The organism is Butyrivibrio sp. (assembly GCF_017940685.1).
Classification (GTDB): domain Bacteria; phylum Bacillota; class Clostridia; order Lachnospirales; family Lachnospiraceae; genus Butyrivibrio.
Map to the genome: position 1 here is coordinate 1 of NZ_JAGAYD010000192.1, position 15833 is coordinate 15833.

At 47.3% G+C, this 15833-nt stretch carries 8 protein-coding genes and 2 pseudogenes; 6 read left to right on the top strand and 4 right to left on the bottom strand.

The window, feature by feature from the left end; all coding sequences use genetic code 11:
* The first annotated feature begins 67 nt into the window (after window positions 1–67).
* From asnB to purF, 5 genes and pseudogenes are all read left to right on the top strand, one after another.
* The gene (asnB, locus tag J6I68_RS11995) at window positions 68–1651 is read left to right on the top strand and encodes an asparagine synthase B (RefSeq protein WP_292220675.1); all 1584 of its coding nucleotides are present in this window, start codon (window positions 68–70) and stop codon (window positions 1649–1651) included.
* A 120-nt stretch (window positions 1652–1771) separates the two neighbouring features.
* A pseudogene (locus tag J6I68_RS12000) lies at window positions 1772–3880 on the top strand (glutamine synthetase III family protein).
* Window positions 3881–3945: 65 nt separating this feature from the next.
* Window positions 3946–8502: a glutamate synthase large subunit gene (gene gltB, locus J6I68_RS12005; RefSeq protein ID WP_292220619.1), complete on the top strand. Its 4557-nt coding sequence runs from the start codon at window positions 3946–3948 to the stop codon at window positions 8500–8502.
* Complete coding sequence (locus J6I68_RS12010; protein ID WP_292220621.1) at window positions 8495–10072, top strand: glutamate synthase subunit beta; 1578 nt, start codon at window positions 8495–8497, stop codon at window positions 10070–10072. Before gltB ends, J6I68_RS12010 begins: the two co-directional genes overlap by 8 nt.
* A 255-nt stretch (window positions 10073–10327) precedes the next feature.
* Window positions 10328–11716 (top strand): amidophosphoribosyltransferase, encoded by a 1389-nt coding sequence (purF, locus tag J6I68_RS12015; protein WP_292220622.1) that lies wholly within the window; start codon window positions 10328–10330, stop codon window positions 11714–11716.
* A 293-nt stretch (window positions 11717–12009) separates the two neighbouring features.
* Here purF and trxA read toward each other — a convergent pair whose 3' ends face one another.
* The 4 genes and pseudogenes from trxA to J6I68_RS17370 all read right to left on the bottom strand — a co-directional run.
* Entirely contained in the window at window positions 12010–12327 is a 318-nt protein-coding gene (gene trxA / locus J6I68_RS12020) for a thioredoxin (protein WP_292220624.1), read from the bottom strand.
* Window positions 12328–12562: 235 nt separating this feature from the next.
* Window positions 12563–13312: an NAD(+) synthase gene (nadE, locus tag J6I68_RS12025; RefSeq protein ID WP_292220626.1), complete on the bottom strand. Its 750-nt coding sequence runs from the start codon at window positions 13310–13312 to the stop codon at window positions 12563–12565.
* Between the two features lie 185 nt (window positions 13313–13497).
* Window positions 13498–14703, bottom strand: coding sequence for a nicotinate phosphoribosyltransferase (pncB, locus tag J6I68_RS12030; protein ID WP_292220677.1), 1206 nt, complete (start codon window positions 14701–14703; stop codon window positions 13498–13500).
* 264 nt (window positions 14704–14967) lie between these two features.
* Window positions 14968–15294: pseudogene (locus tag J6I68_RS17370) on the bottom strand (adenylyltransferase/cytidyltransferase family protein); the annotation flags it as partial.
* A gap of 331 nt (window positions 15295–15625) precedes the next feature.
* On the opposite strand from J6I68_RS17370, the gene J6I68_RS12040 reads away from it, so the two are divergent.
* Entirely contained in the window at window positions 15626–15826 is a 201-nt protein-coding gene (locus J6I68_RS12040) for a hypothetical protein (protein WP_292220628.1), read from the top strand.
* Window positions 15827–15833 lie beyond the last annotated feature (7 nt).

Sequence of the window (15833 nt, forward strand, 5' to 3'; positions counted from 1 at the left end):
TCTCATTGCACACAATGAGACAAAAGAACCGTCCCCGTGTCACGAAAAATATATGGAGGAAAGAAGTATGTGCGCAATTCTTACATACACCAGGAAAGAGGCTGATGAAGCGTATTTCAAAGAGCTTCTTGAAAGGACCGCATCAAGAGGCCCTGACATGACAAGGATTATGAAGGTAAAGGGAGGTCTTATGGGCTTTAATCGCCTCTCCATCATGGGGCTTAATGAAGCGGGGATGCAGCCTTTTACACTGGGAGAGAGCGCGGTAGTCTGTAACGGCGAGCTCTACGGCTTTAAGGCATTAAGGACTTACCTTAAAAGCCTTGGTTATTCTTTTAAGTCAGACAGCGACTGCGAGATACTTCTTCCTCTTTATGAGAAGCTGGGCAGCAGGATGTTTTCACTGCTTGACGCAGAGTTTGCCCTTGTTCTCTACGATGGGGAAAAAGATAAGTTCATAGCCGCCAGGGATCCGATAGGAATTAGGCCTCTTTACTACGGCTACGACGAGGATGGATACATCCTCTTTGCTTCGGAGCCCAAGAACCTTATAGGTGCATGCAAGATGGTCAAACCTTTCCCGCCGGGACACTACTACGAAGACGGCGAGTTTGTCTGCTACAGGGATTTGACCAGGGTAAAAGAGATAAAGACTGATTCCCTTGAAGTCATCACCAAGAACATCCACGACAAGCTGGTAAGAGGCATAGAAAAGCGACTTGACGCTGACGCGCCGGTAGGATTTCTTTTATCAGGCGGCCTTGATTCATCACTTGTATGCGGCGTAGCAGCAAGGATTTCGGATAAGCCCCTTGAGACCTTTGCAATAGGCATGGACATAGACGCCATCGATCTTAAGTACGCAAGGGAGGTTGCTGAATATATAGGAAGTAACCACCACGAAGTCATCATCACAAAAGACGACGTTATCGGAGCCTTGGAGCCTGTTATCCACGCTCTTGGAACTTATGACATCACTACCATAAGAGCTTCCATAGGAATGTATCTTCTGTGCAAGTGGATCCACGAAAACACAGACATCAAGGTAATCCTTACAGGAGAGATCTCTGACGAGCTCTTTGGTTACAAATATACAGACTTTGCTCCAAATGCCGAGGCCTTTCAGGAAGAGGCAAAAAAGAGGATCAGAGAGATCCACATGTACGACGTTTTAAGGGCAGACAGATGCATCAGCGTAAATTCCTTAGAAGCCCGAGTTCCATTTGGGGACCTTGATTTCGCAAGTTACGTAATGAGCATCGACCCTGAAAAGAAGCTAAACACCTACGGCATAGGAAAATTTCTTTTGCGCAAAGCATTTGAAGAAGATAAGGTCATACCCCACAGCATCCTGATGCGTGAAAAGGCAGCATTCTCAGATGCAGTGGGACATTCCCTCCGGGACGACCTTATGGAATACGCAGACAGCGTCTATACCTACGCTGAGTACGAGATAGCGAGAAAGAAATATGACCACGCAACTCCCTTTACCAAGGAATCACTTCTCTATCGTGAGATCTTTGAAAAGTACTACGAGGGCCAGTCAGAGATGGTAGTTGATTTCTGGATGCCAAACAAAAACTGGAAGGGCTGCAATGTAACAGATCCGTCAGCGAGAGTTCTATCAAACTACGGAGCAAGTGGAGAGTAGAGCTCTTGCCGAGGTATTTTCGAGGCTAGTGCGAACCTCTGGGATTCACTTGATGAGGTATTTTCGAATCTAGTGAATATCCAGTAGCAATGATAAATGTAAATTAAGGAGGAGAACATCATGATCAAAGCAAGCAAACTCACAGAAGAATTTGGAAGTCTTGTTTTTAACGACAAAGTAATGAGGGACCGCCTTCCAAAGGACATCTACAAGGCAGTTCACAAAACTATAGAAAAGGGCACACACCTTGAGCTTGATGTAGCCAACTGCGTGGCAGCAGTTATGAAGGAATGGGCAGTTGAAAACGGCGCAACTCACTTCACACACTGGTTCCAGCCAATGACTGGTCTCACCGCAGAAAAGCACGACAGCTTCATTTCACCTATGGATGACGGCACAGTTATCATGGAGTTTTCCGGAAAAGAGCTTGTAAAGGGCGAGCCCGACGCATCAAGTTTCCCATCTGGAGGCCTTCGTGCAACTTTTGAAGCAAGGGGCTACACAGCCTGGGATCCTTCATCACCAGCATTCATCAAGGATGGTTCACTTTACATCCCGACAGCTTTCTGCTCCTACGGCGGAGAAGCCCTTGATAAAAAGACACCTCTCCTTCGCTCAATGGAGGCTCTTTCAAATGAAGGCGTTAAGCTCCTTCACCTTCTTGGCTATGAAGATGTAGGAAGAGTGAACACAACAATCGGTTCAGAGCAGGAGTACTTCCTTATCGACAAGGACGATTACAAGAGAAGAAAAGATCTTTTGTTCACAGGCCGCACACTTATCGGTGCTCCAGCAACAAAGGGTCAGGAGATGGAAGATCACTACTTCGGCGTTATCAAGCCCAAGGTTTCAGAATACATGCATGACCTTGACGAAGAGCTGTGGAAACTTGGAATCCCGGCAAAGACCAAGCACAACGAGGTTGCTCCATCACAGCACGAGCTGGCACCAGTATTCGAGACAGCAAACATCGCTGTAGACCACAACCAGCTCACAATGGAAGTTATGAAAAAAGTCGCAGACAGACATAACTTTGCTTGCCTCCTTCATGAAAAGCCTTTCGAGGGCATCAACGGATCAGGTAAGCACAACAACTGGTCAGTGTGCACAGATACAGGAATCAACCTTCTTGACCCGGGTAAAAAGCCTGCAGAGAACATTCCTTTCCTGGTATTCCTTACAGCTGTAATTGCAGCAGTTGATGAGTATGCACCAATCCTAAGGCTTTCCGTTGCATCAGCAGGAAACGACCACAGACTTGGCGGAAACGAGGCACCTCCGGCTATCATCTCAATCTTTTTAGGTGATGAGCTTGCAGAAGTCCTTAAGGCAATTGAAGAGGGCGCTGATTATCAGGGCCAGGGCAAGTCCCAGATGTTCATGGGAGCCACAGTCCTTCCACACTTTACCAAGGACAACACCGACAGAAACAGAACTTCACCATTTGCATTTACCGGAAACAAGTTCGAGTTCAGAATGCCTGGTTCATCAGTTTCTGTAGCAAATGCCAACATCGTCCTCAACACAGCAGTTGCTGAGGAAGTTGCCAAGATCTACGAAAAGCTTTCAGGTGTAAGCGAGGCAGACCTTAAGGACAAGGTAATGGAGGTCCTAAGGGAAACACTTATAGAGCATAAGAGAGTTCTTTTCAACGGAAACGGATACACAAGCGAGTGGGTAGAAGAAGCCGCAAAGAGAGGCCTTCCAAACCTTAAATCCCTTCCAGATGCAATGCCATACTGGATCGGCGACAGCTCCGTTGAGCTCTTTACAAAGCACGGCATCTTCACTAAGGAAGAGATCTTCTCAAGATATGAGATCCTGCTTGAAAACTACTCAAAGTCAGTACACATCGAAGCTCTCACAATGCAGGAGATGGTGAGAAAAGACCTTGCAGAAGGCCTTGTAGCTTATGAGAAGGATCTGACAAAAGAGATCATCCAGAAAAAGAGTGTGCTTGAAGGCGCAGGATGCGTCCTTGAAACAGGCGTACTTAAAGGACTTGAGGAAGCTTCTGAAAAGATGTGCGCAGCCCTTGATAAGCTTGCAAAAGACACAAAGACTGCTGAAGAAAAGTCAGAGAGCCTTGAGATGGCAGCTTAGTATGAAAAGACAGTCCTTGCAGATATGGATGAGCTCAGAAAATATGCTGATACAGCTGAAGCCCTTATCCCTGACAAGTACTTAAGTTACCCCACATACGGACAGATGCTTTTCTCATTAAGATAAAGAAAATTTTCGCCCCGCCGCAGGGAATTTATGCGGCGGGGGATTTGACGTAAGGTAGGATTAAAATGGAAACTTGGATGAACGAAAGAGACGCCTGCGGAATAGGCGCAGTTATAAATATAGACGGAAAGCCTGACAACAAGGTCCTGGACGATGCCCTTTCCATAGTTGAAAAGCTTGAGCACAGAGCTGGTAAAGACGCAACAGGAAAGGTTGGCGACGGCGTTGGTATCCTTGTGCAGATTTCACATGACTTTTTTAAGAAGGCCGCAAAGGCAGCAGATATCGCTATTGGAGGCAAAGGAGACTACGGCGTTGGTATGTTCTTTTTGCCCCAGGATCCAATGAAGCGCATGTTTGCAAAGCGCATGCTGGAAGTCATTGCTGAAAAGGAAGGACTTACTGTCCTTGGATGGCGCGATGTCCCTACACACCCCGAGATCCTTGGAGAGGTGGCAGTAGCCTGCATGCCCTATATTTCACAGTGTTTTGTGAAAAGACCTGAAGGCACCCCAAAGGGGATCGACTTTGACAGAAAGCTCTACTCTCTAAGGCGTGAGTATGAGAAGTCTTCTGACGATACTTATATCTGCTCATTTTCATCAAGGACCATTGTTTATAAGGGAATGTTCCTTGTAGGACAGCTGCGTCTCTTTTACCAGGACCTTCTTGACCCTGAGTACAGGACTGCAATTGCCATGGTTCATTCAAGGTTTTCTACCAATACTACTCCCTCATGGCAGAGAGCTCATCCATACAGGATGATCGCCCACAACGGCGAGATCAACACCATAAGGGGTAACAGCGACAGGATGCTGGCTCGTGAGGAGACCATGTCTTCAGATGTGTTTGGGGATGACCTTTCAAAGGTGTACCCGGTCATCGCATCTTCTGGTTCTGACTCTGCAATGCTGGATAACACCCTGGAGTTTCTCTACATGAATGGCATGGACCTTCCTCTTGCCATGATGCTCACTATCCCTGAGCCCTGGAAGCACAACGACTTTATGGCTCAGGACAAAAAAGATTTCTACCACTACTACGCTACCATGATGGAGCCATGGGACGGGCCGGCTGCAGTTCTTTTCACCGATGGAGAGGTGTTTGGAGCAACTCTTGACCGCAATGGCCTAAGACCATCAAGATATTACGTCACCAAGGATGGAAGGCTCATTCTGTCTTCCGAAGTTGGTGTTTTGGATATTCCAGAGGAGATTATTGAAAAGAAATCCAGGCTCTCTCCAGGTCACATGCTCCTTGTGGATACCAGGCAGGGCCGCATAATCTCAGACAAAGAGTGCAAGGACGGCTATGCGAAAAAGAGCCCCTACGGAGAGTGGCTTGACAGGTACCTTCTGCACCTTTCAGAGCTTAAGATCCCTAATAAGAAGATCGAGGTCCACAGTCAGGAGATGAGGGACAAGCTCTACAAGGTCTTTGGCTATTCCTACGAGGACGTCAAGGATCAGATCATGCCCATGGCCACAGCAGGCATAGAGCCCACAGTTTCCATGGGAAGCGACATTCCGCTGGCTATGCTCTCTGATCACCACCAGATGCTGTTTTGCTACTTTAAGCAGCTCTTTGCTCAGGTTACAAACCCGCCAATCGACTCACTTCGCGAGAAGGTTGTCACTGACACTACAGTGTACATCGGATCTGACGGTAATTTGTTAAAAGAAAAGAACGACAACTGCAGAGTATTGGAGGTGAATAACCCTATCCTTACGGGAGTTGACCTTATTAAGATAAAGGCACTGGATCAGCCGGGATTTAAGGTTGAGACCATATCTCTTTTGTACTACAAGAACACATCAGTTGAAAAAGCTCTTGAGCAGCTGGGCATCTCTGTTGACAGGGCAGCCCAGGAGGGTGCCAACATAATCGTATTGTCCGACAGGGGCGTTGATGAAAACCACATGCCGATCCCGTCACTTCTTGCGGTTTCCTCAGTGGAGCAGCATCTGGTGCGGACCAAGAGGCGCACAGCGGTTTCCATCATCCTTGAAAGCGGCGAACCAAGGGATGTTCACCAGGTGGCAACACTTCTTGGCTTTGGTGCAAGAGCTATAAATCCATACCTTGCCCACGAGTGCATCGCAGAGCTCATTGACATCGGAATCCTTGATAAGGACTACCATACTGCAATAGCAGATTACAACAAGGCTCTTCTTGGGGGCGTTGTTAAGATTGCAGCAAAAATGGGCATCTCAACTCTTCAGTCCTATCAGTCAGCAAGGATATTTGAGGCCATCGGCCTTTCAAAAGAGCTTATAGATAAGTATTTTACTGGAACCACCAGCAGAGTCGGCGGAATCGGCATTGAAGAGATTGGAGAGGACGTTGAAAAGCGCCACAACAGTGCTTTTGATCCTCTTGGACTTCACACCGACGAAAGCCTTGACTCCTTTGGATTCCATTCCCTTCGAAGCGGCGACAACATGGAAGATCACATGTACAGCCCAAAGACCATTGTGACTTTGCAAAGGGCCGTAAGGGAAGGAAATTACGATCTCTTCAGGCAGTACACAGATATGGTGGACGACGAGGACAGGCCACATACGCTTAGAGCTCTTTTGTCCCTGGTACCAGGCGGAAAGCCGGTTCCTATTGAAGAAGTTGAAAGCGAAGAGGAAATCGTAAAGAGGTTCCAGACCGGAGCCATGAGCTATGGATCTCTTTCCAAGGAAGCCCACGAGACACTGGCCATCGCCATGAACAGACTGGGCGGAAAGAGCAACACCGGCGAAGGAGGAGAACTTCCTGAGAGGTTTGGAACTATAGCAAACAGCGCGGTTAAGCAGGTTGCATCGGGACGTTTTGGCGTATCCAGCAGCTACCTCTTAAGTGCAAAAGAGATCCAGATAAAGATGGCACAGGGCGCCAAGCCTGGAGAGGGCGGACATCTGCCGGGCAAAAAAGTATACCCGTGGGTTGCAAAGACAAGATTTTCAACACCAGGTGTTGCCCTGATATCACCACCACCTCACCACGACATCTATTCTATCGAGGATCTGGCACAGCTTATTTACGATCTTAAAAATGCCAACGACAAGGCCAGGATATCAGTCAAGCTGGTTTCTGAAGCGGGTGTTGGAACTATTGCTTCCGGCGTTGCCAAGGCAGGAGCCCAGGTTATCCTGATATCTGGCTACGACGGTGGAACAGGTGCAGCACCTTCATCTTCCGTTCACCACGCAGGACTTCCTTGGGAGCTTGGGGTAAGTGAAGCCCACCAGTCCCTTTTGGACAGCGGCCTTAGAAGCCACGTAGTCCTTGAAACTGACGGTAAGCTCATGACAGGTAGAGACGTTGCCATTGCGGCACTTCTTGGAGCTGAGGAATTTGGCTTTGCCACAGCGCCACTTGTATGCATGGGCTGCATGATGATGAGAGTCTGCAACAAGGATACATGTCCTGTTGGAATTGCAACTCAGAATGAGGAGCTCAGAAAGCGCTTTAAAGGAAAGCCTGAGCATGTCATGAACTTCATGCTCTTTATTGCAAGGCAGCTAAGGGAGATCATGGCGGGACTTGGATTTAGGACAGTTGCAGAGATGGTTGGAAGGACCGACTGCCTTAAGATGAGAAGCTATACGGGTACTTCAAGGCAGGCAAGGAAAAATGCTGCGGACCTTTCAAGGATCCTTGATCAGAAATATGCAGGGTGCGAAAAGAGCTCTTTTGACCAGGCAGATGCCTTTGACTTTGGCCTTGAAAAGACCTTGGATAGCAGGGTGCTGATACCTGCGTATGAGAAGAATAAAAAGAATTTGAAGAGCGGAGCCGGCAGCAGGGGCGCGGCAGCTAGAGCGGCCGGCGAAAGTGCGGACGTTTTGGTTGACATTTCAAGTACCGACAGAAGCTTTGGAACGCTCCTTGGCAGCAGGGTAACTGCGGACTTTGGAGACAGTCTTCCTGAAGACAGCTTTGTGGTTGAAGCCCATGGCGGCGGAGGCCAGTCCTTTGGTGCATTCCTTCCAAAAGGAGTTACCTTAAGGCTTTACGGTGATGCCAACGACGGCTTTGGCAAGGGCTTGTCAGGAGGAAAGGTTGTGGTAAGGCCTTCTGAGAAAGCGACCTACAAGGCCCATGAAAATATAATCATCGGAAACGTTGCTCTCTACGGTGCAACTGCAGGAAAAGCCTATATCTGCGGCGCTGCAGGTGAGAGATTCTGCGTGCGAAATTCCGGAGCGGTGGCTGTTGCTGAAGGCTGCGGCGATCACGGCCTTGAGTACATGACCGGTGGCCGCGCTGTGATCCTTGGCATGACAGGCAAAAACTTTGCGGCTGGCATGAGCGGCGGAATCGCCTATGTTCTGGACAGGGAGCACACTCTTTATCTGAGGATGAACAAGGACATGGCGTCCCTCTATGAAGTTACGGAAAAGTACGATATTGCGGAGCTTCGCTCGATACTTGAGGATTATGTGGCTGAGACAGATTCTGAGTTTGCAAAAGAAATTTTGGAAAGCTTTGAAGAGAATCTGCCTGACTTTAAGAAGATCGTGCCAAACGATTATCAGAAGATGATAACAGCCATAGGCAGGTACGAGGAGCAGGGAATCGATCACGAGCACGCAGTGCTTGAGGCGTTTAAGGAGATTAGTCATGGGTAAGGAAACAGGATTTCTTGAATTTAGCAGAATGAATAACGGGGATGTTGCGCCCCTTGAAAGGATACAGAATTTCGAGGAATTCCACACTCCGCTGGTTCCTGAAGACAGAAGAAAACAGGCTGCAAGGTGCATGAACTGTGGTGTTCCGTTTTGTCAGTCTGCCATGAACCTGAGCGGAATGGTGGTTGGATGTCCTCTTCACAATCTCATTCCTGAGTGGAATGATGAACTTTACAAGGGACATGATGAGCATGCATTTAACAGGCTCCACAAGACCAGCAATTTCCCTGAGTTTACAGGCCGCGTGTGCCCTGCTCTTTGCGAGAAGGCCTGCATGTGTGGACAGTACGGAGATTCAGTAACGGTCCATGACAATGAGCTGTTCCTGGTGGAAAGAGCTTATGAAAAGGGCTATATTAAGCCGGTAATTCCAAAGGTTAGAAGCGGAAAGACTGTCGCTGTTGTTGGAAGTGGCCCATCAGGACTTGCTGTGGCTGATGAGCTCAATCACAGAGGTCACTCTGTTACAGTGTTTGAGCGTGAGGATGAGATTGGTGGCCTTCTGATGTACGGAATCCCCAACATGAAGCTTGATAAGAGCGTTATAAAGCGCAGAAGAAAGCTCATGGAGGAGGAAGGCGTTAAGTTTGTCACAGGAGTAGATGTTGGCAGGGATAAGGATTCTCGTGAAATCTTAGATGGTTTTGATGCTGTGGTTTTGTGTTGCGGCTCCAAGAAACCAAGACCACTTGCGGCAGCTGAGCCAGGTAAAGTCGGCGGTGTATATTACGCTGTTGATTTTCTGACTCAGAATACCAAGGCGCTTATGAAGGCTTCAGATAGAAGCGCCTCCGCTCTTAAGAAAGTTGGTGGTTACATCGACGCTGCAGGTAAGAACGTTGTCATCGTCGGTGGCGGAGATACAGGTAACGACTGTATTGGAACAGTCATAAGGCAGGGAGCAAAGAGCGTCACTGCCCTTGAGATGATGCCAAAGCCCCCAGTAGACCGCGCTCCCTCAAATCCATGGCCAGAATGGCCAAAGACCCTCAAGACCGACTATGGCCACGAAGAAGCTATCGCAGTATTTGGCTCAGATCCACGAGTATTTGAGACCACAGTAAAGAGCGTCACTATAGATAAAAAGGGCAATCTTAAGGAGATAGAAACAGTTAAAGTTGCCTTCAAGGACGGCAAGCTCACTGAAGTTCCTGGCTCCGAAAAGAAGCTTAAATGCGAGCTCCTTCTCATCGCCGCCGGCTTTATCGGCTGCGAAGACTACACCGCGGGGGCCTTTAACCTTAAGCTCACAGGGCGCGGAACTGTCGAGCCCATGGAAACAAGACACGGGGACGGTTCTAGTGTCTCATTGCGCACAACAAGACACGGGGACGGTTCTGTTGTCTCATCGCAGCATGGCAAGCCAGTAAGCATCTACAGGGCTGGCCAAAAGCTCTTTTCCGCAGGAGACATGCGCCGTGGCCAGTCCCTTGTAGTCTGGGCCATCGCCGAAGGCAGAGCCTGTGCTAAGGAAGTGGATGAATTCCTTATGGGCTATTCGAATTTGTAAGAAGATTTTATGACGTTTTCTTATTATTCAAAACGTTGCACAAGTCAGTGGTAAAATAATAGAATTCGTGCATATTTATGCTATTCAAACCTATGTCAAAAGGCTATAATTCCATTTGGAATACTTAATAGGGAAATAATGAACCTCAAAAGCTTACAAATTCCCTTTGACGAGGTCAAGCGACAGCCTCGAGGAAAAGGGAATTTGTAAGCTTTTGGGGTGGATTTGTATTTTAGAAAAGAGTGGAGGAAGCGTATGGATTTTGTCGATATGGACAGGATTCACGAGGAGTGCGGCGTGTTTGGAATTTATGCTCCAGCTGGAACTGAGGTTGGCAGGGACATCTACTACGGCCTTATGGCGCTGCAGCACCGTGGCCAGGAATCTGCCGGCATTTCGATTTCTGATACCCAGGGCCCTAAGGGCAACATCACCACCAAGAAGGGCATGGGCCTTGTGAATGAGGTCTTTAATAAAAAAGATTTCGAGACCCTTAAGGGAAACATCGGCGTTGGTCATGTGCGCTACTCTACGACTGGTGGCAGCTGTATCGAGAATGCCCAGCCCATTGCTATGAACTACATCAAGGGAAGTCTTGCCCTGGTCCACAACGGCAACATCATGAATGCCGACGAGATCAAGGAAAGGCAGATGTACAGGGGCCAGGCTCACTTTACAACTTCTGACTCAGAGGTCCTTGCTTATGAGATCATCAGCGAAAGGATCCGCTCAGCCAGCATCGAAGAGGCTGTCATCAGAGTTGCAGGAACCTTAAAGGGTGGCTATGCCTGCATCATCATGAGTCCACGTAAGCTGGTTGCAGTAAGGGATCCATTTGGTATTAAGCCTCTTGTTTTAGGGAAAAGAGATGGAGCCTTTATTCTGGCTTCTGAAACCGCTGCAATTGATGCAGTTGGCGGACAGTTTATAAGAGACATTAAGCCTGGAGAGATTGTAACTGTCACAGAGGATGGGCAGCTACTTAGCAACGAATCTTTATGCCAGAAACATCACGCTCACTGTGTGTTTGAGTATATCTATTTTGCCAGAACAGATTCAGTTATTGATGGGATTCTTGTTCATGAAGCAAGGATCAGGGCTGGAGAGGCCCTTGCCAAGAGGCTTCCTGTGGAGGCAGACATTGTTGCAGGCGTTCCAGACTCAGGTCTTGCAGCAGCTGAAGGCTATGCCAAGGCCTCAGGAATTCCATTTGCCATTGCTTTTCACAAGAACAGCTACATCGGAAGGAGCTTTATCAAGCCCACTGATGAGGAAAGAAATTCCGCAGTTCATATGAAATTAAACGTCCTTAGGGATGTGGTAAAAGATAAGAGGATAGTTCTCATAGATGATTCCATTGTCCGTGGAACTACCATGAAATACATCATCGAGATGCTTCGCCTGTCTGGCGCCAAGGAAGTACATGTAAGGATCAGTGCACCACCTTTCCTGTATCCATGCTACTATGGCACAGATGTTCCAAGCTCAGGTCAGCTCATAGCTTCTGAGCACTCCTACGAAGACATCAGGCAGAAGATCGGAGCAGATTCCCTTGCATACCTTCAGATAGAGGATTTCAAGGAAATGCTTGGAGACTTGGAGCTTTGTAAGGCATGCTTTGACAGTAAATATCCAGTTGAATGAATAAACAAGAGACAAGGACTGCTTTGCAAAAGGAAAACGCCCCGGATTATAGCCGAGGCGTTTTCTTGTGTTATGAGTGTTCTTTGAGAGGAAAAAAAGTATCTTCGCAGGTGAAGTCGGACTGGCATGTGATCATGTACATCTGGCATTCCCCGCGGAATCAGGTATCAACCGGTGAAAGCTGATACCCAGGCTGGGTATCCGAGATACCCTTATTCATAATATGAGGGGGAGATGGCGCCAAATGCTTGGCGCCAGGGTGTGCGCAATCTAGTGCGCACGCCTTTTATTTTTTACAGTGCTGCATCAAGTCTTGCTGCAAGAGCATCTGCGGACATAGCGCCTGTCACGGAGTCAATAACTTCGCCGTTCTTGAAGATAAGGAAGCTTGGAATTGACATGATGTTGTATCTACCTGCAAGATCGCTGTTCTCATCTGAGTTAACCTTACCAACCTTCATCTTGCCATCATACTTCTCAGCCATCTTCTCAACTATTGGCATCATCATCTTGCAAGGTCCGCACCAGTCTGCGTAGAAATCTACAAGTACTGGGATATCGCTCTTTAAAACTTCTGTTTCGAAATTAGCTTCTGTGAATTGGTATTCCATAATATGTTCTCCTTTCATGGAGATCGCACATTGAAGATTATATTTCCTGTTCTCATGTGCTGATCGTAAATTGTAAAGTATCTGTTATTAGTTATTCTGTGTTGTGGTGTAGTGGTTTGTGTTTCTTGTTTCTTGATACAATTATATTTAACACAATTAAATTATATTGTCAACAATTAAATTGTAAAAATTTAAAAACCGCAAAAAAGAGGTACCAAGCGGTACCTCTTCATGTTCAACTTCTCTTATACATTGGAATAGTCTGAAGCTTGTGGAGATTGAGCCTGTGCAGGCGGTCAATCTTTTCTTTTGTAGCCTGATCATCGATCTCGCCGGTAAGAACGTAGTGGTCGAGGGTAGCGTAGGTAAATCCAAGCTTGTCCTCATCTGACATTCCAGAAAGACCGTCAGATGGAGTCTTGTGGATGAGCTCCTTAGGAAAGCCAAGAGCATCGCCAATTTGCAGCATCTCGCAAACAAGGTAGTCTGAGCAGGGGCTGAAATCGCCGGCTGCATCGCCGTACTTGGTGGAGTAGCCAACCCAGTCCTCAGACCTGTTGCAGGTATTGGTAACTCGCCCGCCCTCAGGAAGTGACTGGGCAATTGCATAAAGAGTTGTCATCCTGATGCGAGGAGGAGTGTTGATGATGGCATCCTTGCCAATCTCTACGCCTGCAGCCTTGAGAGCCGCATACTCGCCTTCAACTGCAGGATTGATATTAACGATAAAGTGCCTGATTCCCAGCACTTCAACAACCTTCTTGGAATCCGCAATATCTTTTTGCTCGCCGTTAGGCATTAAAACACCAACAACACGCTCTTTTCCAAGAGCCTTAACAAGAAGTGCCGCCACAATTGATGAATCCTTACCGCCGGATATTCCAATAACAGCGTTGGCCTTGGGACCATTGTTCTCGAACCAGTCTCTGATCCAGGCTACAATGTGTTCTATTTCAGCTTCCGCGTTGAAATTCTCTAAACTCATATTTCTTTTCCTCACCTTTCCCCCCCCCCCAATAATCCCAGGGCGTAAGTACAGTTTCTTTATCTTCTATACGAAGATCATGACAATAGAACCGTCCCCGTGTCAGATTGTATGCAATGAGACAGAAGAACCGTCCCTGTGTCATGTTGTACACAATGAGACAGAAGAACCGTCCCCGTGTCTTGTCAGGTTACCTCGTGCTCCATTCTCCAGTTGATGCAGCGCTGGAGGTAGTCAACGTAGGCGGGGTTCTTGCACATGCCCTTGCCTTCCACGTCGGAGATCTTGGCTACGTCCTGGCCGTTGCAGGCGGTGGTCTTCATGACGATGTTGAGGGCAGGAACCTTGGTGTCGTTGGCGATGTAGGTTCCGATTCCGAAAGCGACTTTGGCTCTGCCGTCGAAGTGGGCGTGGATCTTGTTTGCGCGCTCGAAGTCAAGGCTATCGGAGAACAGAAGGGTCTTGGTGGTTGGATCGATGCCAAGGCTCTTGTAGTGCTCGATCATCTTCTCGCCCCATTCGATCGGGTCTCCGCTGTCGTGACGAACGCCGGAGAACAGTGTTGAATAGGTCAGCTGGAAGTCGCGAAGGAAGCAGTCTGTTGTGATTGCGTCTGTAAGGGCTGTTCCGTTCAGGATTCCATATTCCTTTACCCAGTAATCAAGGGCGTACCAGTTGGAGTATGCAGGGTTGTGCTTGTGGTTACCCTGGCCTACGCACATGATCCACTCGTGAGCCATGGTTCCAACAGGGTTAACGCCGAGCTTTTTGGCTAAAAGAACGTTTGATGTTCCTACAAACTTTGACTTGCCAAGGTTTGCTTCCTTGAGCTTAAGTACTGCAAGCTCCTGGGCCTCAGCAGATAAGCGCCTACGAAGGCCAAACTCTGAGAATGCGCCGATGTTGTAGGTTCCATCTGTCAAAAGAGCTATCTTCGCATCGAGTTTTTCCTCGAAGCTCTCCATGAGCTCATCATAATCGTAAGCCATTCTGAAATATACTTCGTTGACAATGGCAAGAGTTGGAATCTCGTACATGGAGGTGTTGAGCCATGTTCCGTTGGTCTCAATTGCAAGACCACACTCAGCATCTGTATTAATAGTGAAGTCTTCATATCTTGGGTGCCAGAGACGAAGGAAATCAACGTAGGACTTCTTGATCCACTTGATGCCTGCCAGGTAGTTAAGCTCATCCTCTGTGAAGTTTAAGTCGCAGTACAGGTAAATCTGCCTCTTTATCTCATCAACCATCTCTTTTGTGAAGTGCACGTCCTTGTTGCGGCACTTAAAAGACCAGGTGGTGGTGTAATCTGGGAAGTTGTGGTAGATTGCCTGACCCATTGAGAATTTGTAAAGGTCAGTTTCAAGTAAGCTGTCAATAATTGGATTCATGGGATCCTCCTCAAGTTTTCCTGTCTTACGCAGGTATTGTTCAAAAACAAAATTGATGTCGCCAAGGTGGACCTGTGGATTATTCCTGATCTGGGTTCCGCTGGCTTTGATCACAGTGCGGTCCACGAGGACAAATTTATGATCCGGGTAGATAGGCTGCAATTTCTCAACATAAGGTGGCTCTCCTGTGTACCAGGTAAACTCTGCGGAATCAGGTTCGATACCTGCGGAGTAAAATAGCTCTTTTCCCCATGCCACCCAGTTCTCATGGGTGAAGGTTCCATCAAGGCCTATCTTCTTGTCGTCGATAAGTCCAACGATCACCCTCGGGTTGTCTCTGAATATCTCCTTAACCAGCTTGTAGCGCATGGTAAAAGGCAGAAAGTCCTTGCCACGATCCTGCTGATAGCCGCATACTGCGATGATCATGCGGTCGTTTTCTGCAAGAGCTCTTTCTATTAAAGACTCATGTCCCTTGTGAAGGGGAATGAAACATCCAAAAACAATTCCTATCTTTTCCATAATAAAGTCCTCATCTGCACCCCATTGTGCTTTTTCGAGTATACCACAATTAAGGTTATGAAAAAACATTCATCTTCCCTATTAATAGGTAGATGCAATATCTAGTGCAGGCTTTATTTTGACATGATTTTGGATGGAAAAAGAACTGCATCCGCAAAGGCGCATAAACACTGGCTTTGCGCCGCTTAAATCATATTTCTGCAATTTCTTGTTTTTACCCTCTTAATCAATGATTTCATATCAAACGTTTTCTTTACAATCCCTTTATAATCTTCATTTAAGCTTCATCATATTCATTTTCTTTTAAGCTGAATCTACAAAAATCAGGTACTTGTATGATTTTTTGTATGATAGGCAGACATGTACCATATATATAACAAAGGATGGAGAGGATAATGCCATGAAAAACTCAAAAGGAACATTCATCGTAAAAGTTGATAACTATCAAAGTGGCACCTGGCAAGGCAGAGTCATTTGGGCAGATGAGAACGTGACAGAGCACTTCAGAAGCACTCTGGAACTTATGAAGCTCATTGATGAAGCGGTAAATGCACAGGCTGTAAGCATGCAGCTTCCAGGAGATGCATGCTCAGCTGGTTAAACACACC